At 63.3% G+C, this 21,085-nt stretch carries 20 protein-coding genes and 2 pseudogenes; 3 read left to right on the forward strand and 19 right to left on the reverse strand.

What is annotated here, in order from left to right; all coding sequences use genetic code 11:
- Window positions 1-168, reverse strand: a pseudogene (locus tag C4K40_RS14800) (general stress protein); the annotation flags it as partial.
- Window positions 169-709: 541 nt separating this feature from the next.
- Here C4K40_RS14800 and C4K40_RS14805 point away from each other — a divergent pair.
- Window positions 710-1,807, forward strand: coding sequence for a DUF3182 family protein (locus C4K40_RS14805; protein WP_053129632.1), 1,098 nt, complete (start codon window positions 710-712; stop codon window positions 1,805-1,807).
- A complete protein-coding gene (locus C4K40_RS14810; protein ID WP_053129638.1) occupies window positions 1,797-2,552 on the forward strand; it encodes a S9 family peptidase in 756 nt (251 codons plus the stop codon). Before C4K40_RS14805 ends, C4K40_RS14810 begins: the two co-directional genes overlap by 11 nt.
- A gap of 7 nt (window positions 2,553-2,559) precedes the next feature.
- Here C4K40_RS14810 and C4K40_RS14815 read toward each other — a convergent pair whose 3' ends face one another.
- The 18 genes and pseudogenes from C4K40_RS14815 to prpR all read right to left on the reverse strand — a co-directional run bounded on the left by C4K40_RS14815 (window position 2,560) and on the right by prpR (window position 19,346).
- The gene (locus tag C4K40_RS14815; RefSeq protein ID WP_053129648.1) at window positions 2,560-2,802 is read right to left on the reverse strand and encodes a hypothetical protein; all 243 of its coding nucleotides are present in this window, start codon (window positions 2,800-2,802) and stop codon (window positions 2,560-2,562) included.
- Complete coding sequence (locus tag C4K40_RS14820) at window positions 2,799-3,056, reverse strand: DUF6555 family protein (protein ID WP_053129664.1); 258 nt, start codon at window positions 3,054-3,056, stop codon at window positions 2,799-2,801. The genes C4K40_RS14815 and C4K40_RS14820 overlap by 4 nt, the downstream gene beginning before the upstream one ends.
- Window positions 3,057-3,337: 281 nt before the next feature.
- The gene (locus C4K40_RS14825; RefSeq protein ID WP_053129668.1) at window positions 3,338-4,291 is read right to left on the reverse strand and encodes a lysylphosphatidylglycerol synthase domain-containing protein; all 954 of its coding nucleotides are present in this window, start codon (window positions 4,289-4,291) and stop codon (window positions 3,338-3,340) included.
- A complete protein-coding gene (clsB, locus tag C4K40_RS14830; protein ID WP_053129671.1) occupies window positions 4,288-5,496 on the reverse strand; it encodes a cardiolipin synthase ClsB in 1,209 nt (402 codons plus the stop codon). The genes C4K40_RS14825 and clsB overlap by 4 nt, the downstream gene beginning before the upstream one ends.
- Window positions 5,493-6,269, reverse strand: a complete 777-nt coding sequence (locus C4K40_RS14835) for an endonuclease/exonuclease/phosphatase family protein (RefSeq protein WP_053129674.1) — start codon at window positions 6,267-6,269, stop codon at window positions 5,493-5,495. Before C4K40_RS14835 ends, clsB begins: the two co-directional genes overlap by 4 nt.
- Window positions 6,266-7,198, reverse strand: coding sequence for a DUF72 domain-containing protein (locus tag C4K40_RS14840; RefSeq protein ID WP_053129678.1), 933 nt, complete (start codon window positions 7,196-7,198; stop codon window positions 6,266-6,268). Before C4K40_RS14840 ends, C4K40_RS14835 begins: the two co-directional genes overlap by 4 nt.
- A 102-nt stretch (window positions 7,199-7,300) precedes the next feature.
- Window positions 7,301-7,642 (reverse strand): annotated as a pseudogene (locus tag C4K40_RS14845) (zinc-binding dehydrogenase); the annotation flags it as partial.
- Between the two features lie 87 nt (window positions 7,643-7,729).
- Complete coding sequence (locus C4K40_RS14850; RefSeq protein WP_083456830.1) at window positions 7,730-8,452, reverse strand: glycosyltransferase family 2 protein; 723 nt, start codon at window positions 8,450-8,452, stop codon at window positions 7,730-7,732.
- The gene (locus tag C4K40_RS14855; RefSeq protein WP_053129685.1) at window positions 8,449-9,048 is read right to left on the reverse strand and encodes a class I SAM-dependent methyltransferase; all 600 of its coding nucleotides are present in this window, start codon (window positions 9,046-9,048) and stop codon (window positions 8,449-8,451) included. Before C4K40_RS14855 ends, C4K40_RS14850 begins: the two co-directional genes overlap by 4 nt.
- Window positions 9,045-9,803: a PIG-L deacetylase family protein gene (locus tag C4K40_RS14860; RefSeq protein WP_053129688.1), complete on the reverse strand. Its 759-nt coding sequence runs from the start codon at window positions 9,801-9,803 to the stop codon at window positions 9,045-9,047. The genes C4K40_RS14855 and C4K40_RS14860 overlap by 4 nt, the downstream gene beginning before the upstream one ends.
- On the reverse strand, window positions 9,800-10,831 hold the full coding sequence (locus tag C4K40_RS14865) for an acyl-CoA/acyl-ACP dehydrogenase (protein WP_083456831.1): 1,032 nt from the start codon (window positions 10,829-10,831) through the stop codon (window positions 9,800-9,802). The genes C4K40_RS14860 and C4K40_RS14865 overlap by 4 nt, the downstream gene beginning before the upstream one ends.
- A 266-nt stretch (window positions 10,832-11,097) precedes the next feature.
- Window positions 11,098-12,450 carry a sodium:proton antiporter gene (locus C4K40_RS14870; RefSeq protein WP_053129695.1) on the reverse strand — a complete coding sequence of 451 codons (1,353 nt, stop codon included), beginning with the start codon at window positions 12,448-12,450 and terminating at the stop codon, window positions 11,098-11,100.
- Window positions 12,451-12,460: 10 nt separating this feature from the next.
- Window positions 12,461-13,141, reverse strand: a complete 681-nt coding sequence (locus C4K40_RS14875; protein WP_053129698.1) for a polysaccharide lyase family 7 protein — start codon at window positions 13,139-13,141, stop codon at window positions 12,461-12,463.
- 102 nt (window positions 13,142-13,243) lie between these two features.
- Window positions 13,244-13,801 (reverse strand): ATP-dependent Clp protease proteolytic subunit, encoded by a 558-nt coding sequence (locus tag C4K40_RS14880; protein WP_053129701.1) that lies wholly within the window; start codon window positions 13,799-13,801, stop codon window positions 13,244-13,246.
- Window positions 13,802-13,889: 88 nt separating this feature from the next.
- The gene (locus tag C4K40_RS14885; RefSeq protein WP_053129704.1) at window positions 13,890-14,222 is read right to left on the reverse strand and encodes a hypothetical protein; all 333 of its coding nucleotides are present in this window, start codon (window positions 14,220-14,222) and stop codon (window positions 13,890-13,892) included.
- 476 nt (window positions 14,223-14,698) lie between these two features.
- Window positions 14,699-15,202, reverse strand: a complete 504-nt coding sequence (locus tag C4K40_RS14890; protein ID WP_053129707.1) for a DUF4142 domain-containing protein — start codon at window positions 15,200-15,202, stop codon at window positions 14,699-14,701.
- A 322-nt stretch (window positions 15,203-15,524) separates the two neighbouring features.
- The gene (locus C4K40_RS14895) at window positions 15,525-17,135 is read right to left on the reverse strand and encodes a long-chain fatty acid--CoA ligase (protein ID WP_053129710.1); all 1,611 of its coding nucleotides are present in this window, start codon (window positions 17,133-17,135) and stop codon (window positions 15,525-15,527) included.
- 243 nt (window positions 17,136-17,378) lie between these two features.
- Entirely contained in the window at window positions 17,379-19,346 is a 1,968-nt protein-coding gene (gene prpR, locus C4K40_RS14900) for a propionate catabolism operon regulatory protein PrpR (protein WP_053129713.1), read from the reverse strand.
- A gap of 311 nt (window positions 19,347-19,657) precedes the next feature.
- On the opposite strand from prpR, the gene mdlD reads away from it, so the two are divergent.
- Window positions 19,658-21,082, forward strand: coding sequence for an NAD(P)-dependent benzaldehyde dehydrogenase MdlD (mdlD, locus tag C4K40_RS14905; protein WP_256223934.1), 1,425 nt, complete (start codon window positions 19,658-19,660; stop codon window positions 21,080-21,082).
- Window positions 21,083-21,085 lie beyond the last annotated feature (3 nt).

Consider the following 21,085-nt stretch of genomic DNA (forward strand, 5'->3'; position numbering starts at 1 on the left):
TCAGCTGCGGCCATGCCCGCCGCCACTGTGCTGACCACCCTTCTTGCCAGCCTGCGAGGCCTTTTCACGGTCATTGGCAAAGTTGCCGCCGGAAGCGTGACCGCCTTTTTTCCCGGCTTCGGATGCTTTTTCGCGATCGTTGGCGAAGTTGCCCGGGTTGTTATTGCCTTTAGTAGTCATGATGATTTCCTCTTGGTGATGAAATATCAGTGCTCATTACATAGTGAGCATTAACTGGGAGCGCAGGAAAATTCCCAAGGTCGAAAAATATCTTCGCCGTGGCGATGAATGGCAGTGGCTGGCAATTAGCTAGTTCGTTTACGGACGATTTTTTATAAGCAAGCGGCGCTCGCTAAACCTGAGCCTATAAATAAACACGCATATGGATGCATTTGGCATTCATATGGGTGATTCGATGGTCGGTCATTACTGGGACGTTGAATCTTGAACTTGTGCCAGTCAGGTTTTTCTACTGAATGACTACCTACCTTATTGTTGAGGTGTGCCATGAACAACGTTGTGAGGAGTTCCCGAATAATCCTGTTGCTCGCTGTTCTCCTGGCCTTGCAGGGGTGTTTTGAAAACAGCGGCGACAAGGACAAGGACCGCTCCAAGGCCTCGGTACAGATGAGCCAGCCCGAATCCCGGGACAAGTGAAACCGCGGTGCCGGCGGCAAGCCATGGCAGCGCTCGAACGGAAGCCAGGACGATGCCAGAACCTTCCATCATTCGCAGGGTCGTGGCCCACTGCCATGTTGGCACTGCACTGCATGAGCGCCAGACCAACCTCAACCTGGCCCGCTGGCTGGCCGAGATCCTCGGCTGGCCGTTCGATGGCGACTGGCAGGAGCCCATGCCCCGTATCGGCCTGTACCTGGTGCCTACGCGCACTCTGATCGGCGAACAGCGGCTTGAGCTGGGCGTCAGCGGCGCCCAGGACTTGTTGGGAGGTCATGTGCAGCAGGCCTTCATGGCCAGCAAGGCGATTTCCCATCCACTGCCTCGAAGCGCCGGTTATCGGCCTGTCGGCTGGAATCCACAGTTCTGCCGCCAGGTGCGCCAGGTGGTGCTGCCGGGGCTGACGGTATTCGATATCGCCGATGCCCGGCGTATCGCCCGCCAGTACCTGGGGCCGGCCGAATTGCGCGTCAAGCAGGTCCAGGCCAGCGGCGGCGCGGGCCAGGCGGTGTTGCGCACTGCCCAGGACCTGGAACACTGGCTCGGGCAACTGGACAGCGATACCTGTCGCCAGGGCCTGGTGCTGGAGGAGAACTTGCACCACGCCCGCACCTACAGCGTGGGCCAGGTCCTGATCGACGGCTTGCTGATGAGCTACCACGGTCGTCAGTACCAGCGGTCCAACCAGCGCGGCGAGCCGGTATACGCCGGTTCCGAGCTGTGGCTGGCGCGGGGGGACTATACCCAGTTGCTGCAACGTGATCTCGATCCCCAGGTGCGCCAGGCCGTGGAGCATGCCCGGATCTACGACGCGGCGGCCACGGCCTGCTTGCCAGGCTTCTTCGCTTCGCGGCGCAACTACGACGTGGTATGCGGGCTGGGCCACGACGGCCGGTCCAGGCTCGGGGTGCTGGAGCAGTCGTGGCGCGTGGGCGGGGCCACGGGAGCGGAACTGGCGGCCCTGCAGGTGTTTCGCCAGCAGCCGCAGGTGGATTGGCTGCGGGCCCGGACCTGCGAGACTGACCAGGAGCAACTATTGCCGCCGGACGCGGTGCTGCTATATCGCGGGCCTGACGAGGCGGGCGGCTTTCTTCTCAAATATGCACAGGTGCAGGCCCATGGCGGTTAACAGCGAACAGATCCTGATCGATGTCCAAGCGCAACGATTGGTGGGCAACCTGCTCAGCCCCAAGGCCCGGGTCCCTGGCGTGTTGTTCGTCCACGGCTGGGGCGGGAGCCAGGAACGCGACCTCAACCGGGCCCGGGGCATCGCTGGCCTGGGCTGCCTGTGCCTGACCTTCGACCTGCGGGGCCACGGTGCGGCCAATCGGCGCCAGGCCCAGGTAACGCGCGAGGACAGCTTGCAGGACGTGCTTGCCGCCTATGACCACTTGGTGGCCCATCCAGCCGTCGATCCGGCGGCCGTGGCGGTGGTGGGAACCAGCTACGGTGGCTACCTGGCCACCATCCTCAGCCAGTTGCGCCGGGTGCGCTGGCTGGCGCTCCGGGTTCCGGCGATTTATCGCGATCGGGACTGGCTGGTGCCCAAGCGCGCCCTGGATCGCGAGGATCTCAAGCGCTATCGGGCCAGCCCCATCGACGCGCGGAGCAATCGGGCGCTGCAGGCTTGCGCAGGGTTTCGTGGCGACGTGTTGCTGGTGGAGTCCGAGCACGACGAGCATGTGCCCCACGCCACCATCATGAGTTATCGGGCGGCTTTCCAGCGCAGCCATTCGCTGACCCATCGCATCATCGACGACGCCGACCACGCGCTCTCCAGTGAGACCTCCCAGGAGGCCTACACCACGATCCTGGTGGATTGGGTCACGGAAATGGTGGTCGGCGAGCGCTTGAGCATCAGCCCCAGGAACTGAGGGCGGATCAGCCGCGCTGCATGGCCCGCCGGATGCTCAGCCACTGGGCGAAGGCTTCACGGCGTTTGCCGTCCGCCCGGTTCTTGGCCTGGGAATAGCGCGCCCAGACCTGTTGGTCACAGGCGCCATTGCCGATGATCTGGTAGGCCAGGTCATCCAGCCGGTCGGCTTCGTAGAACATCCGGGTGTTTTCGGCTATCTCCGCGTCCCGGTCCCTGGCGGCTGGTTTCCTGGTCGATTGGGGTTTCATTGCCGGCCCTCCGTTGTCCAACAGAGCGGGGTCGAGTGGCACCACTTGACGTCGGTTATCCCGTACTTTTCCGCCAATGGCCTGGACACCTTCTTGACAGGGTCGCGATCGGACTTGGGAATGATCCCGACGCCAGCATCGCAACTGGCCCAGTGCCAAGCCTTGGCGTTATCCATGGCCTTGGCCCTGATAACGAAGAATCTTGGTTGGCCATGCAGCAGATATTGGATCTTGTAGATGGTTTCCTGACTCATGAATATCTCCTTGTACACAACTAGTCGATATCCATGCAGGGTGAAGAATTCAAAGTAAAATCGATTGTTCGACAATTCAAATTAGTACAAACGGCCAGAGCCGTATGTTTTATCAAAAAACTATTTTCAATTTTTAGCGACTATGGCGTTTTAATGGCGCTAAGTAACTAGTTGCTCACTACGAGCAGGCGTTGCATGGCCATGCAAGTTACAATTTTTCCTGGTCGTGGCTTTATTGACGCGGCCCGCTTGTTAGTTGTTCATATCTGTGCCTGGACAACTCAGGCGCGCTGGCGTTGCTGACGCAGGGCCTTGGCCCGTCGTTCCAGCACCAGGTAGACCATGCTTGCCAGGGCCAGTGGCAGCAGCAGGTAGATTGCCCGGTAGCCCAGCAGGGCCGCCAGGACCGCTCCCTTGCCCAGTTGATGCTGGAGCAGGGTGATGAATACCGCTTCCAGTACACCCAGACCGGCCGGGATGTGGGTGATGATTCCGGCGATGCTGCTGATCAGCATGATCCCCAGCACTTGGGGATAGCTGGCGCCGACGGGCAACAGCAGGAACACCACCAGCGCCGGCAGCATCCAGTTGAGCGATGACAACGCGGCCTGGATGAGCGCCATGGTCGTGTCGGGCAGTTCCAGGCACTGGTTGCACCAGCGCCAGGTTCGGCGCTTGGCGAAGCGGCACGCCAGTAGGTAGGCGGCGGCCACCGCCAGCAGCGCGCCACCCACCATGCGCAGGCCGCTGCTGCTCAGGGTCCAGTGGTCCGGTAAGCGCACCAGTTCCAGGGCGAACAGAACGCCGGCCAGCAGCAGGTAGCCCAGCCAGTTGGTGGCCAGGCTGAAGCTCAGGATCCGCGTGATCGTGCCCACCTCCAGGCCCAGGCGCGAATACAGTCGGTAGCGCAGGGCGATAGCGCCGACCCAGGCGCTCAGGTTGAGATTGAAGGCATAGACCACGAATCCCAGCGCCAGTACCTGGCGGGTCGGCAAGGAGTGGCGTACGTAGTGTCCGGCGAGCAGGTCGTAGCTGCTGTACAAGGCAAAGCTCAGGACTGTGGCCCCCAGCGCCAGCAGCAGGGTAGTGGCGCTATAGGCGCCAACGGCCTGGCTGACCTCGTGCCATTGCAGGTTCATGGCCAGTCGCCAGAGCAGTACCGGCACCAGCACCAGGAACAGCAGGTTGAGCAGGCGCCGGGCGCGTACCAGCCAGCCATGGCGCCCGCCGTTCATGAACTGTGCTCCCGTTCCAGGGGCTGCTGGCACTGGCGTCCAGGCGGGCCCGGTATCGATTCGAGTCGCGGCCGGTGGGCCGGCAGCCAGCCGGCGATGGCCGGGAAATGCCGCAGCAAGTGGAAGTACAGGACAATCACTGGCCCGCGCCACCAGTGGCCGCGCAGCAAGCGCTGCTGGGTGACCTGGCGACAGTGGCGGATCATCAGCCGCTCCAGGTGGCGATGCAGGCGTTGGTTGAAATCGACGTCACGGATGATCAGGTTGGCTTCCAGGTTCAGCGACAGGCTCAAGGGATCGAGGTTGCTGGAGCCCACCGTGGCCCAGTCGTGGTCGGCCAGGGCCACCTTGCCGTGCAGTGGTCGGCGGACGTATTCATGGATGGCCACGCCATCGCGCATCAAATAGTTGTACAGCAACCGTGAGAACCCCCGGGCCCAGGGCAGGTCTGGCTGGCCCTGGAGGATCAGGCTGACCTTCACGCCACGGCGTGCGGCATTGCGCAGCTCGCGGACCAAGCGATAGCCAGGAAAGAAATAAGCATTGGCCAGGACCAGGCGCTGGCGGGCAGCGCGGATCGCCTGCAGGTACTGGGTCTCGATATCGTCGCGGTGTCGCTGGTTGTCGCGGATCGCCAGGCGGATGCTTGTCGGCCCGCAAGGCGGTGTCGCAGTCAGGGAAGGGCCGGCGGGGGAGACCTGGACCAGGGTAGCCAGGGCCGCGGCGCGGATATCGGCGACCACCGGCCCGCGTACGTCCACGGCATAGTCCTGCTTGGCCATCGGACCGAAGTCACGCAGGTGATCGGCAGAAAAGTTCAAGCCGCCGATGAACGCCTGTTCGCCATCGATCACCAGCACCTTGCGATGCAGGCGGCGGAACAGGTGAGCGCGCAAGCCGAACAAGCGTGGATGCGGATCGAACAGGTGGACCCGCACCCCGGCGTCGACCATCTGTGCGACGAAGTCCGCGCCCAGGTCGGCGCTGCCATAACCGTCGACGGTGATCTCCACCCGGGGAATGCGCCGGGCCGCATCGATCAGGGCTTGTTGCAGCGCGCAGCCGACCTTGTCTTCGAACAGGATGAAGGTCTCCAGCAGCACCTCTTGGCGGGCATCGGCGATGGCCGCCAGCACCCGTGGGTAGAATTGCTCGCCGTTGATCAGCAACTCGACGCGGTTGCCATCGCGCCAGCCGGGGCTCATAGCCAGACCTCCACCGCCAGCGGCGCGTGATCCGACAGGTGCGACCAGGGCCGGGTGGAGAGCACCCGGGGGTCGCAGGTGCGGCCGTTGCGTACATAGATGCGGTCCAGGCGCAGCAGGGGCCAGCGTGCGGGAAAACTGCGGGCCGCCCGCCCGCGATGGCGAGCGAAGGCTTCGTGCAATCCCTGTTCGGCCAAGAGTGCATCGGCCCGCAGGCGCCAGTCGTTGAAGTCGCCGGCGACTATCACAGTGGCCTGTGGCGGCAGGCTCGCTACCAGTTCGCACAGCAGGCGCAGCTGCGACTGCCGATGAGTTTCGCGCAGGCCCAGGTGCACGCAGATCGCGTGCACCTCGCGCCCCGGCACGGCCAGCACCGAATGCAACAGCCCGCGCTGTTCGTCGCCCTGTTGCGAAACGTCCAGGTTGCGGTAGCCCAGGATCGGGTACTTCGACAACAGGGCATTGCCATGCTCGCCCTCGGGGTACACCGCGTTGCGTCCGTAGGCGAATTCGTGCCACATGCTGTCGGCAAGGAATTCGTAGTGGGGTTGCTGGGGCCAGTTGTCGAAGCGCTTGGCGTGGTGGCTGTGATCGCCCAGCACCTCCTGCAGGAACACCAGGTCAGTGCCGGTACTGCGCACCGCGTCGCGCAGTTCGGGCAGGATGAAGCGTCGGTTGAGGAAGGTGAAGCCCTTGTGGATATTCACCGTCAGCACCTTGAGCGAAGCCACAGCCGGTGCCTGGTCCGGCCTGGGCAGGGACATGCCGTTCATTGCCAGTCGCCCTCGGGCAGATGCCCGGGCTCTACGGCCAGGGTATCGGCCAGGCCAAGGCGTTCCAGCAGATGACGAGCGTCGTAGGGCGCGCGCACCTTGATATCGTTGTCGAAGTAGCAATAGACGTCCCGCGCGCCGCCTCGGTCGCGCCCCCTGTCCTGGAATCCGGGAATGCGCCGGGCATCGGCCGGTTGCCGGCCCCGGCGCCATAGCTCGATGCGCCGGCCCCAGCGTTCCAGGGCCTGGTCGCTATAGCCGCTGCTGTAGATTTGCTGGTCGCCGTGCAGGCGCACATAGACGAAGTCGGCGCACAATTCCTCGATCCAGGGCCACTTGCCGGCGGTGTCGGCCACCACCAATGCGACGTTATGCCGGTGCAGCAGCGCCACGAAGGCCGGCTCCAGGAAACTGGCGTTGCGGATCTCCACGCAATGGCGCAGCGCTGCGTCGGCGGGAATGTCCAGGTAGCCATCGCGCCGCAGGCGTTCGCTGCAGTCCCGGGCCAGTTGCCGGGCCATACGGCCCTGGTGCGGCAGTTGGGCGAGGAATTCCTCGAACAGGGCCGGATCGAACTTGAAGCTCGGCGGGAACTGCCAGAGGATCGGCCCCAGCTTGCGGTCCAGCTGGAACAGCCCCGAGGCGAAGAAGTTCGCCAGTGGCTCGTGGATGTCCCGCAGGCGCCGGACATGGGTGATGAAGCGTGGCGCCTTGACACTGAAGACGAACTCCTCGGGCACCTGTGCGGCCCAGCCGGCATAGCGCTCGGGCGTCTGCAGGGCGTAGAACGAACCGTTGATCTCGATGCTGCCCACCGCTCGCGAGGCGAAGGCCAGTTCATCTTTCCGGGCCAGTCCCCTGGGGTAGAAATCACCGCGCCAAGGGGCATAGCGCCAGCCGGAAATGCCGATATGGACCTTGCTGCTCATGCTGGGTGCTCCTGCCGCTCAAAGCTCGGGCTGCGGGCGCAGTTGCACTTTGATCCAGCCATGCTCGCGCCGGTCGAAGGCCTCGAAGGCCGCGATGGCGTCGTCCACCCCCACCGCATCGATGGTCCGGTCCACACCGATGCCGGCGGTCAGCCGGTTGAGGGTGGCCACCGGATCTTCCTGGTCGAAGTCGATGGTCTCGGCGCCTTGCCGGCGAGCCATTTGCAAGCGGTCCGGATGGTGGTCGATGGCGAACCCCCGGGCGGCGCCCAGCAGCCTGGCGATGGCGAGCTGGCCCACCGTGCCACGGACAAAATGCAGATCGGTACCGCAGATCGCCGAGGCGGTCACGCGGATGATGGCGTCGGTGGGAGCCAGCAAGGTGGGTTCGGCGACGTCGTCGAGGCGGATATCGCCCACGCTATGGAATACAACGGCTTTCATGGCACGTCCTCCTGAGGAACAGGGCAACGCTTTGCAATAGGTACGGCAGGCGGTGCCGGGACTCTTCACTGTTCCGACTGGAGGGGTTCAGGCGCCGTTCAAATTATTGCCGCAGGCCTGGGACGACTGGTCCGCCAGCGGTGCGGTGCTCGTCTGTTGCTCCAGCGCCAGCTGGCGCAGGTAATCGGCGAACCCGCCGCTGGCGCGGCCCAGCAGGCGGGCGCTGGTGGTCACCCGGGGCAACTGGCTCCAGCAGATACGCGCACCCAGGCGCTCGAAAGTGCGTACCAGTTGCACATCTTCATGGGCCGATACCGGCAGGAAACCGCCGGAACGCAAATAGGTCGCGCTGCAGAAACCCAGGTTGGCGCCGTGGATATGCCGATGGCCATCGGCCTGGGTATAGGCCTGGGCATAGCGCTGGCGGACGCCCTCGTGCAGCTCGCCCCAATCGCGGACCTGCACCGTACCGCAGACCATCTGCGCTCCCAGGGACAGCTGGGCCACCAGCCAATCCGGGGCGACTTCGCTGTCGGCGTCGGTGCAGGCGATCCAGCGTGCACCCTGGGCGATCAGGTAGTCGCTGCCCACCGCCCGGGCATAACCGACATTGCGTGCGTCGACCTTCAGTCCCTGGATGCCAGCCGCCGCCACGAGCGCTTCGCTGTCGTCGTCGCAGGCATCGAGCACCACCAGGATCCGCACCTGTTCCCTGTCCAGGTGCGGATGCCGGGCAGCCTGCTCTACGGCCTGGATGCACTGGGCGAGCAAGGCTTGCTCGTTGTGGGCGGGGATCACTACCCCGATCATGCCAGGCCCTCGCGCTGGGCCACCGAGGTGGCACGAGTGCCCCATACCTCAAGGACGAAGTCGGCCTCCACATGGCGCAGCAAGCTGGGCAATTGCAGTTGCGCGGCCAGTTGCCGGTGCACCCGGTCGCCGTCCAGCGGGCATTCGGTGATGGGGTGACGCCAGTGGCAGGCCAGCAGCGTGCCGTCCGTGGCCAGTGAGTCACGGGCCTGGGCAATCAGGCGTTGCAGGTCTTGCAGGTCGAGGTAGTAGCCCAGTTCGCTGATGACGATCAGGTCGAAGCTCCCGTCCGGCCATTGCCGGGGCAGGCGTGCCTGGCGTACCTCGGCCTGGTCCAGGTGCTGCAAGCGTTGGCGAGCCTCGTGTACCGCCAGCGACGAGGTATCGCAGCACAACAAGCGGTCGCAGCGCTCGGCCAGGCGCAGGGCCAGCTCGCCGTTGGCGCAACCGGCTTCCAGGCCCCGGCGATAGTGGGGTCGAGGCAGGGCGGCAAGGGTCAGGTCGCGCTTGCGCTGTTCATACCAGCGAGAGCGCATGGCCCAAGGGTCGGGGTTGCCATCGAACAAGTGGTCGAAATAGTCGTCGGTGACGCTCATAGGAATATCACCTCGAAATCCCGCAGCAGGCGCTCCAGGGTCAATGGGCCCAGGACCGGGGCGTTTCCGTTCAGCGGGTCGGGGCTGATCTGGCTGGTGAAGGCATGTACCGCGTGGCGCTTGCGGGCCAGGGTCGGGGCATCCAGCAACAGCTTGCGTGCCCGGTGCCAGGGCAAGCGCGGATCTTCCGGTAGGGCCCAGTGCCAGGCCCAGACCGGTATTTCATGGACCCGGACATCCACCTCTCGGGCCGCTGCCAGGCAGGCACGACCGCAGGCTTCGTGATCGCTGTGGCCGTCCTGATGCCAGGTAGTGAAGAGCACATCGCCAGGTTGCAGGCAGCGTTGCAGAAAAGCCTGCAAGCTTCGCTCGTGGCGGGCCACGGCGGTGTCCGGCAAACCAGCGCGCAACCAGGTCATGTGCTCCGGCGCCAGGCCCAGGCGCGCCAGGGCCACAGCGCTTTCCCGGGGACGCACCTGCGCCAGGCGGCGCGGCGTCCAGTAGCGCGAGCCGGGATGGCTGGCACAGCCATCGGTGACCGAGACCAGCACGAGTTGGCGCTGCATTCGGGCCAGCTGTTGGAGCAAGCCGGCACAGGCGAGGATTTCGTCGTCGGGGTGGGGCGAGACGATCACCGCGCGCGCTCCGTCCGGCACCAACTGTTGCGGTGTCACCGTCCCGAGTGCGGCGAGCCGGCTTGAAGCGTTCCAGGCCCCGGGCGACGTGCCGTTGCCGATGATCGGATTGGCGTTCATGGCAACCAGTCTCCTTCCGGGTGCGCGGCCACCAGGCCACCGAGGACGGCGAGATCGCGCTCGGCATGGCTTTGGCGCAAATACACCGGCAGGTCGGCGAACAGCCGGGCCAGGTGTGCATCGCGGCAGTAGGGCGTGGCCCCCAGGGCCCGGCCGACGTGTTCCAGCACTTGCGTGGCACTGGCCTCGCAGGCGGCGCGCAGACGGCGTGCAGGCACCTCGGCCGCGGCCGTTGGATGCTGGTCGATCCAGCGTGCAGTGCTGCGCACCAGGTTGGCGCTGGCTTGCAATGCGCAGTCCACGGCGCCCAGGTGAGCCAGGGCATGGGGCTCGGGACGTTCGGTGCAATGCCTGCGCAGGGCCTGGCCGATGGCTTGCGCCGCGCCGTGCCAGCAGGCGGCGATACCCGCGCCGCCCTGCCAAAACCCGGGCCGTTGCAGGTAACCGTGCGCCGGGCCGACCAATTGCCCATGGGCACCGTCCAGCACCACCTCGACGCTTTGACTGGCGGCCATGCCGACGGCCTGCCAACCATTGCCCGTGACTTGCACGCCGGTCTGGTCCAGTGTGACGGCCACCAGGTACTGGCGGTCCTCGGCATCCCAGGCGGTCAACAGGCCGTGGCTCAACAGCGAGGCGCCGGAGCACCAGGCCTTGAGCCCCTGCAGGCGCACAGCGCCGGCATGCCGGGTAGCGTGCAGGGTGACCCTGGCCTGGGGTGGTTCGGCGGCCCACATGCCCCAGGTACTGTCTGCGGGAGGTAGTGGCGCCGACCAGTACCGCATGATCGCCAGGGCATCGGTATGGCCTTCATAGAGCTTGCACAGGCTCAGGTCGCAGGCCGCCACTCGGGCCAGGGCCTGCCAGCGCAGCAGGGTCTGGCCCTGGCCGGGCAATGGCAGCCGGTCGAGGCCCTGGGCAACCAGTCGCTCCATGAGCCCCGCCAGGGCACGGGGCTCGAGTGGGAAGCCCAATGGCCATTCACGCAGGCAGGTACCCAGCCTGGACAATGAAAAATTCCCGTGCATATCCGCTCCTCGATCTCGCGTTCAGTCTTTGGCCTGGACCAACTGGGTGTGTTCGCGCGGCAGGGGCCGGCCCACAGCACGGGTCTGCCCGCCTGTGCTTGCACCCGGGTGAGATGGTCGGCCGTCCTTGGGTTTCCTGGATCTGGTACGCGAATTTGCGGATACATCGTTCGATGTCCATGGCGACGGCTCCTCCAGGGGATTCGGGCGCAGCGCAGCGGCGTCGTCAGCATATTGAGGAGAGCGGCGATGGCGCGGTTCAGTTTTTATCGTCGTTCGGCCTGCTGGCGACAGCGTTGGTAGTGCAGCAGCAATGGCTGGGTGCTGAGGCCATGGACCAGGATGCTCAACGCCACCACCGACAGGGTGAGCTGGATGCTGAGTGTCGCCTGCGCCGGTTCGAGTTGGTGGTTCAGGGCATAGAACAAGTAGTACAGACTGCCGATGCCGCGAATCCCGAACCAGCCCAGCAGCAGGCGCTGGTGGCGGTCGAGCAGGGCGCCCCAGGGCATCGCCAGCACGCTCAGGGGCCGTACCACCAGGAACAGCAGTGCCCCCAGCAACAACGCCCGCCAATCCCAATGGGCCGGCAGTACCACTCCCAGCAAGGTGACGATGAACACTTCCATGGCCCGCTCCACCAGGCTGCCGAACGACAGCATGTCACCGAGCATGATGCCGGCCGCCACCTGGCGTTCTTCCAGGGCCTGGACATCGCCGTGCACGGATTGGCGTGGGTCGCCGTGCAGGTGGCCGACCACCGGCTGCACCAGATGCTCCGCCGGTGGGTGGCCGGCGCTGCTGGCATGGACTTCGGCCTGGCGCAACCCCAGGCCGGCGGCGAATACCGAGAGGAAGCCGTAGCCGTGCACGAGTTCCGCCGCGACATAGGCCAGGGCGATCAGGGCGAAGCTCAGGTAGTCGTTGGGTGAGACGCTGCTGTCGGCGTGGCGGGTACGCAGGCGCAAGGTCAGGCGCCCCAGGCCATGGCCCAGGCCATAGCCACAGAGCAGGCCGGCCGGTATCGCCCAGAGCAGGCTGTACAGCAGCCAGTCCGCCAGCCAGTGCTGCGGGGCGCTGTCCTGCTTGAGCAGCAGTACCCCGAGGATCACGAAGGCGAAGGCCACGCCATCGTTGAGCCCGGCCTCACCGGACAAGCCGAAGCGCACCCGGTCGTGATCCTGGGCATCGTTGACCTGGACCATGGAGGCCAGCACCGGGTCGGTGGGCGCCAGAATCGCCCCGAGCAGCAGGGCGAAGCTCCAGTCCAGATCCAGCAAGACGTGCAGCACCAGCGCGACACCGAGGATGCCCAGGCCCAGCACCGGTCCAGCGAGGCCGAAGGCCACCCACCAGCTGCGGTCGGCCAGCGGCAGCCGCAGCTTGAGGCCACTGACGAACAGCGAGAACAGCAGCGCCACCTCGGTCAGGTTCTCCATCCAGTCCGCCGCCTGGCGGATATCCAGTTGCAGCAAGCCAACCCCACCCGGGCCAATGAGCACGCCCAGGGCCAGGCACACCACCGAGGTGGTGATCGGCAGCCAGCGCAGGTACGAGGAGGTCAGCGCGAGGATCAGCAGCACCGCACCGAGTACCGCGACCCAGATCGTAAAACTCATGGGGTTTGCTTCAAGCCAGCGTATGGCTGACTTGCAGCTCACTGATGATGCACACCGAACCGTCGCTGGCGGGGGTGCTGTCGCTGTAGTCGACCTGGTTGTAGACCCCGCCGTGGAAGTCGAAACGGTGGTCGTTCCAACTACTGTCCAATTGCCCTGGAGTACTGGCGCTGGTGACGCCGTTGCAGGTCACCACCACCAGGACCAGGCCAGCGGTGGTGGCGCTCAGGGTGATTTCGAAGGGAGCCTGCAACGGCACGTTGGTGGCGATGATGCGGGTGGCCGGTTCGCCCTGGTTGAAACTGGCGCGAAAGCCCCAGGTGATCCTGCCCTTGTTCCAGAACACCTTGACCACCGGGCTGTCGTCGTCCTTGACGTGCATCTGCGAGATCACCACCTTTTGCGCCGAATTGACCTGCTCCAGGCGCATGACCTGGCGGTTGCCATGCAGGTTGGCGCTGGCCAGGGACCAGTACAGCGGCTCCTTCCATTCGCAGCGGGTGCGGTGGGTGCTCTTGCTGGAGGCACCACGGGTCGGCGCGTTCATGCGGATCGAGCCGTCGGGCAATTGGCCGATGACCTGGGGCACCCGGGCCAGGGCCTGGGCGCCCATCAGCTCCAGGGCCACGGGGTTGCTCGGCGAACTGGCCACCGGGGTAGTGATCATGAAGGGAAGGATATCGACTGCCATGGGGAACTCCTCGTCGCTGCAAGCGGCTTGTGGATCAGGGCCATTCAACGGGATGACGCCATAGGCCAGCGGCCGTTCCCGCAGCCTGCCGGGTGGTCGCGCCTAGGCACCGCTGACCTTCCAGTGCTTGAGGTCGTCGGCGAACACGGGCTGGCGCACCTCGTGGGCTATACCGTAGGCCAGCGACTCATGGGCGGCGATGACCTTTTCCTCGGCCGACAGGCATTTGAAGATGTCCAGCTGGGTCTCGGCGGCCGCGGTCTCGATCTCGTAGATTTTCACGTAGCGCGCCAGGTCGTTGTCCAGGCTCGACAGGTACTCGCGCAGGCGCTGGTGATCCACCGAGCTCTGGCTGAAGTACCAGTTCATCGGATGGATCAGGAAGCGTGAATGAGGCGTGGTGATGCGCCGGTTGGCCGCCAGGAACAGGATGATCCCCATGGATTCGATGTTGCCCGCATTGATCGCGCACAAGGGCACCGGCAAGGACTTGAGGAAGGTATAGAGGGTGAAGCCGAAGTTGGTGCTGCCGCCGGTGGTCGACAGGTTCAGCAGCAGCGAGCTGGCGCCTTCTTCGATGGCTTGCAGGCACGAGTCGCGAAAACGTTCGCTGGTGCTCTGGTCGATCTGGCAATGGAAGTGAACGATGTGTTCGGTCATAGGACTCTCTCCCTGGCAGCGAGGCTGCCACACGGCCTGGGCACGGCGATCGCATGGAACAACCGCCGTAAGTGCCCGATGCCGGAACCTAGCGCCCGGTATTCAACAGCGGCCGTGGTGGCTGTTGGCGCTGACGAGGCTGGGCGGCGGTGAAGGGCAGGAGCGTGGGCGCCAGGGGCTCGTCCTCGGCGAATTCGTGGTTGATCAGCAGCAGGTGCTCGTTGGCCTCGTGGAGCCTTTCCTCGGCCTTGTTACGCAATAGATGGTAGCGCTCGAAAGTGTCGAGATCGGGCTGTGCTTGCTCGAGCAGTGCATAGGCCTTGCGGTTGAGGTCGTGGGCCTGCTTGAACAGGCGCTGGTTCTGTTCGAGGGCGAATTTGCGGCAGGCGCGTAGCTGCAAGCTCTGGTGAGTGCTGTACATGACGTCGTCCCTTTTCCTTGAGTGAGTGGAATGTGGCGTGATCGCTGCGCAGGGTCGCGGCGTGTGGCGAACGCCAGTCCGGCAATGTGCTTTGTCGTACACCGGTAATAATCTGACCGGGTGGCTCAAGGGCCGACTGCAAAAATAGTTATTTGAAAAACCGTTGTTTCAAGCGCTCGACTCTGGGTTGGAAGATCGACTTCTTCAATCAGTAGCGCCAGATAGCGCGACAAGGGCGCAGTTGAACTGCAAGGCGATGGCGAGTCTTGCAGGAACAGTCCAAGGCGCCCTGGTGCTCGACCGGCAAGCCCGAGCGATGCATGGTGGCGAGGCGCTGAGCAGGTGGGCCCTCGACTTGATCGTACATGCAGCCGTTGCCGGTCCTGGCAGCAGATCACCGCGGTGGACCAGGGGCTAAAACCGGGCAGCACGCAGTCGCACGGCATGGCTGCGTGATGTCCGGAGCAACCACAGCGTCATTTGGCGTGCTGGGTCTGCAAGCGCTTGGCCATGTCTAGGTGCATGCGCAGTTGGGGCAGGGTGCTCTGGGCGAAAGCCTTGAGCTGGGCATCGTCCTTGGACTGCGACTCTTTTTCGAACAGCGCCACGGTTTTCTCGTGGGCCTCGACCTGGCTATCGATATAGGCCTGGTCGAAGGACTCGTCGCGCATTTCCAGGATCATCTTCTTCGCCCGGGCGGTCAGCGAGGCTTCGTCCGGCACCTTGATATCGAGCTTGTGGGCCAGGTTCATCAGTTCCTGGTTGACTTTGGTGTGGTCGTCGACCATTTGCTGGGCGAAGGCCTTGACGTCGGTGGCGGTGCTTTTCTCCAGCGCCAGCTTGGCACTCTCCACCTCGTTGATGCCGCCCTGGGCCGCTTCGTCGACGAAGTCGCTGCTGCCGGCCGCCAACGCCAAGCCACAGCCGCTGACGGTCAGCAACAACGACAGTCCCAGTTGGCGCATGAGTTTGTGGTTCATAAGGTTCTCCTTAGGGAGGGCGCGACAAAGGCGTCGCCCTACTGTTGAGCACGGGGCATGGCCAATGGTTTAGTTTTTTCGCCCCATGCTCAAAGCGCCGCCGGCGGGCGCAGGTCTCGCGGGGCGGCAGTGTGGCGAAGCGGGTATTCATGGAACCTTGGGCCAGCGAGTGCGTTGAGGAAACTCGAATCCCCATCTCTGCTCGATACCGGTAAAACGAAAACCCCTGATTTCCAGGAGAAAATCAGGGGTTTGGTATTTTGGCGACGGCAGCGCAAACCACGCGAAGGCGGCTTGAGCGATGCCGTAATCAGTGTCTCGGTCAGTGCTGCAGGTCGGTGGCGAAGTGCGCTCGCAGCGCCTTCTTGCTGACCTTGCCGGTGGCGGTATGGGGGAGTTCGTCCAGATACTCGCAGCTATCCGGCATCCACCATTTCGGAATCTTGCCGTCCAGAAACGCCAAGAGTTCTTCGTGAGTGGGGGCCGTAGCAGCGTGCTTGGGCACGATGATCAAGAGCGGCCGTTCGCTCCAGCGAGGGTGCGGGATGGCGATGACCGCAGCCTCGGCCACTTGCGGGTGGGCCATGACGGCATTCTCGATCTCCACGGAGCAGATCCATTCGCCACCCGACTTGATCACGTCCTTGATGCGGTCGGTGATCAACATGTAGCCGCGCGGGTCGATGGTCGCCACGTCGCCGGTATCGAACCAGCCTTCGCCGGGGGCTTCTCCGAAATATCCATTGCGAACCCAGGGGCCTCGGACTTGCAGCGAACCCGCGGCCTGGCCGTCGTGGGGCAGGGCGCGCTGGGCTTCGTCGACGATGCGCATCTCGATGCCGAACAATGATCTTCCCGACTTGAGCAACTGCTTTGCCTGGGCCTCCTCGGTCAACGCGTCATACCAGGGCTGGCGTCGGTTGTAGCTGCCCATTGGGCTCAGTTCGGTCATCCCCCAGCCGTTTTCCAACATCACGCCGTGGCGTTGCATGGCTTGGATCAGTGAAAGCGGGCATGCGGCGCCACCGCTGACTGCGCGTCGCAACGAACGGATGGTGCCGCCCTGGATATCGAGATACTGCGAAATGTTGGCCCAGAGGGTCGGTACTGCAAGAGAAAGGCTGACCTTCTCATCATTGATCAACTTGACCATGGCCCCTGCATCGCCGACCCAGGGGCCCGGCAACACCAGCTTGGCGCCCACCATCGCTGCGTTGTAGGGCATGCCCCAGGCATTGACGTGGAACATCGGCACCATCGGCATGACCACATCGAGCGCCTGCAACCCGACATTGTCGGCCATGTTCTGGGCCATACCGTGCAGCACGGTGCTGCGATGGCTGGCCAGCACGCCCTTGGGGTCACCCGTGGTGCCGGAGGTGTAGCACAACCCGCTGCTTCGATGTTCATCGAGGTCGGGCCAGTCATAGTCTTCATCGTGCGACTTGAGCAACGCCTCATAGCTGACGAGATTGGGCAGCGTGCTGGCAGGTAGCGCGTCAGCCGTGCAAAGCACGATATAGCAGCGCACGCTGCTGATTTCATGCTGGATGCTTTCCAGCAGTGGCACGAATTGCGGGTCGACGAATAGCAGGTAGTCCTCGGCATGGCGAATGATGTAGCTGACCTGCTCGGGAAACAGCTTGGGGTTGATGGTGTGGCAGATACGCCCTGAACACGGGATTGCATAGTGCAATTCGAAATGCCGATGGTTGTTCCAGGCCAGGGTCCCGACCCGTGCATCCGAAGGGCAGCCCAGGGTATCCAGTACATTGGCCAGGCGGCCTGCGCGAGCGAATGCTTCGGCGTAGGTGTATCTGTGCACCTGGCCGTTGGGGAGCAGCGAGACAATTTCGGTATTGGCGGCAACCATGAGCGCTTGCCGCATGATGGCGGTGATACTCAGGTTGAAGTTCATCATCATGCCCAGCATCGGCACCTCCTGCCTTGTTTTTGTATTGAGTAGGGCTGCGCACACGAGGGTGCCAAGCCGAAACTGCCGGGAGCAAGCGCCATGCCAATATGCCGGGCGTGTTTTAGTTGAGAGTTAATTCCTTTTAAATCATGTAGTTGATGATTTGCCTGAGTGATGCCTTGACGCTGGAAAGGCATTCGCCGGGCGTTTTTCATTTCATTGCTGAAATAAAGTTCAAGGTTGAAAGAGGGTGCTGGCCTGCTAGGTGGACTTCATGGCGCGCAGCCGTCTCCAGAGCGTGGTGCGGCTGATACCCAGGCGCTTGGCTGCTTCGTCCATATCGCCGGCACAACGTTCGACCATTTCACTGACGCGAGCGCTTTCTTGTGCACGGCTGAGGCTGCGCAAGTCCTGGGCTGGCTGCGGCTCGGCCATTGTGGAGGTTTGGGTCGGCGCCGACTCGAACAGTTCGTCGAACAGCGTCCGCAGCTCCAGCGACGCGTTGCCGTCCTGGAGCACATTGGCCGATAGCACCGCTCGCTCGACGATGTTCTCCAGCTCGCGAATGTTGCCTGGCCAGCTGTGCTGCTGAAGATGAGGCATGAGCCGCTCGAGCAGAGCGTGGGCAGCCGTGCTGGCCGCTGTCCGCGGCGATAGCTTGGCCAGCAGGAACTGGGCGAGCATCGGTATGTCTTCAGGGCGTTGGCGCAGCGGGGGAATGACCAGGCGCAAGATGTTCACCCGGTAATAGAGGTCCTCGCGGAACTCACCTTCGCGGACCCGCGCGCGCAGGTCCCGGTGGGTGGCGGCAATCACGCGAATGTCTACGGGGGTCGGTTCGGTTGCTCCCAGGCGCAGTACTTCACGCTCCTGCAGCACCCGCAAAAGGCGAGTCTGCAGCGTCACTGGCATGTCGCCTATCTCATCGAGGAACAGGGTTCCCATGTGGGCGTTTTCTATCAGGCCTGCCTTGCCGCCCTTGCGTGATCCGGTAAAGGCGCCTTCTTCGTGGCCGAAGAGCTCGCTCTCCAGCAGTGACTCAGGAAAGGCCGCACAGTTGATGGCAACGAAGGGCCCGGACTGGCGGGGGCTGGCGTTATGTATGCTTTGGGCCAGGAGTTCCTTGCCGGTTCCACTTTCACCCTGGACGAGCACCGTGGCGTCGGCGGCTGCATAGCGCTGGGCAAGGTCCAGCATGATGCGAAAGCCTGGGGCCTGGCCGAGCATCTGCTCGAAGCGATATCGGGCGGTGAACTGCCTTGGCTTGACCTGGCTGCGAATGCGTCGCTCCGTGCGCTGAATCGCGTTCGCTTCCTGGCAGGTAATCACCAGCCCATCGGGCCTGCCGTTTTCGATGATGGGGCTGACGTTGGCTGCCAGTGTCCGGCCGCCGATCTTGAGGATGTGGCTTTCTTCTGTGTCGTCGCTGAATTGGACGTGGCTGATATCGAGGCCGGGAACGACTTCGTTGAGCGGCCGTCCGCGCGCCCAATCGCTGGTAATCCCCAGCAGGGACGCCATGCGTGGATTCAGCGATTGGACGGCGCACTCGGCATCCACGGCGATCACGCCATCGGATAGATTGCGTAACACGGCATTGAGGCGCTGTTGCTGAATGAGGCTCTGCTGGCGGCTTCGGCAAATCGCCAGGGCATCCTCCATGGCGCGCCGCACTGTATCTGCGTTAAGCACCAGGACACCCTGTGCACCCGCCGCCTCGGCAGTTTCCACCGCTGTAGAAGAACCCACCACCAGGCGATAGCCGTCATCCACCAGGTGATGGATCTGTTGGCGGGCGTCCTCGTAGCTGCTGTAGGTGACTTGACGGATGTCGACGGTGAACAGTGACGACATCGCCTGGAGCGCGGGATGCTCGTGCTGGAAGCTGACGATGCCCACTTTGGTGGCTCGCGCCCGGGCCAGGTCGAGCGCGCGAATAAGATCGTACTCCCCCATGCGAATCGACAAGACGGCGGTCGAGAGGTGCCGCCTGAGGTACTCGGATGTTGCTCCCGAGCCGATGATGACATCGACATCCCCCCTGGCCTCAAGAGCGCGCCCGGTTTCGAGCAGTTGGTTGACCGTGGTTTCGACGATCTCTATGCGGGCTCGACCGTAATAGTCCGGGATCACCTGTTCGACTATCCGCGCCATCCGGCTAGGGCCCTCGGGTAGGCGAAGGTGGGTGATCAGCGCGACCACCCTGGGCAGGTACTCTTCATTGTGCATGTGCGGCTTCCATGGTTTTTTCTATAGTGAAAGCGGTGTTTCAAATCTGCAATGCGCAATCGGTCCAGGGTCTTGGCCGAGCTTTGAGAAAATAATGCAAGTCATTGATATGTATTGAGTAAATCTAATATCAAAAAACTGGAACGGCTCTTGCTTTGAGGGTTCTGCTGCCCCAGGTGAGTTTCAAGGCGCGATGTACGGCGCTTATCTCACGGGGCCTGCCTTTGGGCGGACCAGTATCCGCATACTCCTAGCGACACATGCTTGGCAGGTATCGCTGGTGTTCGCTCAGGGGACTTGGGTAGGGACCCATCTTCTGGGCAGGGAGTGCGGCAACAGCTTGCTGTTTTCAAGCGGCAAATGATCGCTGCCCCCTTGCTCCGGTCGCTACCAATCGAACCTGTAACTCCAAGAGATATACATCCATGAATTATCTGTCCCCGACGACGATCGACTCGCTCTTTTCAGCCCAGAAGGCTTTCTTCGCCACCCGCGCGACAGCGGACGTCGGTTTTAGAAAGGCGGCCTTGAAACGGCTCCGCGACGCGGTGGTCGAGAACCAGGAGGCCCTCTACTTCGCTCTGGCCGAAGACCTGGGTAAACCCAGGGATGTGGTGGACCTGGCCGAAATCGGCGAGGTTCTGCACGAAATTGATTTCGCCCTGGCAAACCTGGATGAATGGGTCGTCCCCGAGCTTGTTCCGACTCCGGACATCATTGCTCCATCGCAGTGCTACATCGTCCAGGAGCCTTACGGCGTCACTTACATCATCGGCCCGTTCAACTATCCGTTGAACCTCACCCTGACGCCTCTGGTCGGCGCCATCGTGGGCGGCAATACCTGCATCATCAAACCCTCGGAGGCCACGCCCGAGACATCGCGGGTCATCGAGAACATCATCGCTGCCGCATTCGCCCCTGAATACGTCACGGTCGTTCAAGGCGGGCGAGACGAGAATACCCATCTGTTGAGCCTGCCCTTCGACTTCATCTTCTTCACTGGAAGTCCAAACGTGGGGAAGGTGGTAATGAAGGCGGCGGCGGAGCACTTGACGCCAGTTGTGCTGGAGCTTGGGGGTAAGTGCCCGCTGATCGTCCTGCCTGATGCGGACATCGACCAGGCGGTCGATCAGCTGATGTTCGGCAAATTCATCAACAGCGGCCAAACCTGCATCGCCCCTGATTACCTCTATGTCCATAGCAGCGTCAAAGACACCCTGCTGCAACGCTTGGTAGAACGGGTCAAGGTCGAGCTGCCAGAGGTCGACTCCACCGGCAAGATCGTGACCGCGCACCAGGTTGCACGCTTGGCTGCTTTGATCGAGGAAACCCGTGGCCAGGTTCTGGTCGGTGCCCGGGCCGACATGGAGAAGCGCTCGTTCAGTGCCACGGTGGTGGACAATGTCCAGTGGGACGACCCGTTGATGGCGCAAGAGCTGTTCGGGCCGATCTTGCCGGTGCTCGAGTACGATGAGGTGCCCACTGCTGTAGGCCTGATCAACAAGCATCACCCAAAGCCGTTGGCGGTGTATGTATTCGGCAAGGACATCGACCTTGCCAAAGGCATTATCGACCAGATCCAGTCGGGCGATGCGCAGGTCAATGGCGTGTTGCTGCACGCGTTCTCCCCGTACCTTCCTTTCGGCGGTATCGGTGCTTCGGGCATGGGCGAATACCATGGGCGCTTTAGCTACCTCACCTTCACTCACAAAAAGTCGGTGAGGATCGTGGCGTAAGCA

It is taken from the genome of Pseudomonas sp. CMR5c, from assembly GCF_003850545.1.
Lineage (GTDB): Bacteria > Pseudomonadota > Gammaproteobacteria > Pseudomonadales > Pseudomonadaceae > Aquipseudomonas > Aquipseudomonas piscis.

Excerpts from the sequence above, each read along its gene's own strand:
- C4K40_RS14805 (WP_053129632.1), top strand. The coding sequence starts at position 710 with ATGCCAGAACCTTCCATCATTCGCAGGGTCGTGGCCCACTGCCATGTT.
- C4K40_RS14810 (WP_053129638.1), top strand. The coding sequence starts at position 1,797 with ATGGCGGTTAACAGCGAACAGATCCTGATCGATGTCCAAGCGCAACGA.
- C4K40_RS14815 (WP_053129648.1), bottom strand. The coding sequence starts at position 2,802 with ATGAAACCCCAATCGACCAGGAAACCAGCCGCCAGGGACCGGGACGCG.
- C4K40_RS14820 (WP_053129664.1), bottom strand. The coding sequence starts at position 3,056 with ATGAGTCAGGAAACCATCTACAAGATCCAATATCTGCTGCATGGCCAA.
- C4K40_RS14825 (WP_053129668.1), bottom strand. The coding sequence starts at position 4,291 with ATGAACGGCGGGCGCCATGGCTGGCTGGTACGCGCCCGGCGCCTGCTC.
- clsB (WP_053129671.1), bottom strand. The coding sequence starts at position 5,496 with ATGAGCCCCGGCTGGCGCGATGGCAACCGCGTCGAGTTGCTGATCAAC.
- C4K40_RS14835 (WP_053129674.1), bottom strand. The coding sequence starts at position 6,269 with ATGAACGGCATGTCCCTGCCCAGGCCGGACCAGGCACCGGCTGTGGCT.
- C4K40_RS14840 (WP_053129678.1), bottom strand. The coding sequence starts at position 7,198 with ATGAGCAGCAAGGTCCATATCGGCATTTCCGGCTGGCGCTATGCCCCT.
- C4K40_RS14850 (WP_083456830.1), bottom strand. The coding sequence starts at position 8,452 with ATGATCGGGGTAGTGATCCCCGCCCACAACGAGCAAGCCTTGCTCGCC.
- C4K40_RS14855 (WP_053129685.1), bottom strand. The coding sequence starts at position 9,048 with ATGAGCGTCACCGACGACTATTTCGACCACTTGTTCGATGGCAACCCC.
- C4K40_RS14860 (WP_053129688.1), bottom strand. The coding sequence starts at position 9,803 with ATGAACGCCAATCCGATCATCGGCAACGGCACGTCGCCCGGGGCCTGG.
- C4K40_RS14865 (WP_083456831.1), bottom strand. The coding sequence starts at position 10,831 with ATGCACGGGAATTTTTCATTGTCCAGGCTGGGTACCTGCCTGCGTGAA.
- C4K40_RS14870 (WP_053129695.1), bottom strand. The coding sequence starts at position 12,450 with ATGAGTTTTACGATCTGGGTCGCGGTACTCGGTGCGGTGCTGCTGATC.
- C4K40_RS14875 (WP_053129698.1), bottom strand. The coding sequence starts at position 13,141 with ATGGCAGTCGATATCCTTCCCTTCATGATCACTACCCCGGTGGCCAGT.
- C4K40_RS14880 (WP_053129701.1), bottom strand. The coding sequence starts at position 13,801 with ATGACCGAACACATCGTTCACTTCCATTGCCAGATCGACCAGAGCACC.
- C4K40_RS14885 (WP_053129704.1), bottom strand. The coding sequence starts at position 14,222 with ATGTACAGCACTCACCAGAGCTTGCAGCTACGCGCCTGCCGCAAATTC.
- C4K40_RS14890 (WP_053129707.1), bottom strand. The coding sequence starts at position 15,202 with ATGAACCACAAACTCATGCGCCAACTGGGACTGTCGTTGTTGCTGACC.
- C4K40_RS14895 (WP_053129710.1), bottom strand. The coding sequence starts at position 17,135 with ATGCTGGGCATGATGATGAACTTCAACCTGAGTATCACCGCCATCATG.
- prpR (WP_053129713.1), bottom strand. The coding sequence starts at position 19,346 with ATGCACAATGAAGAGTACCTGCCCAGGGTGGTCGCGCTGATCACCCAC.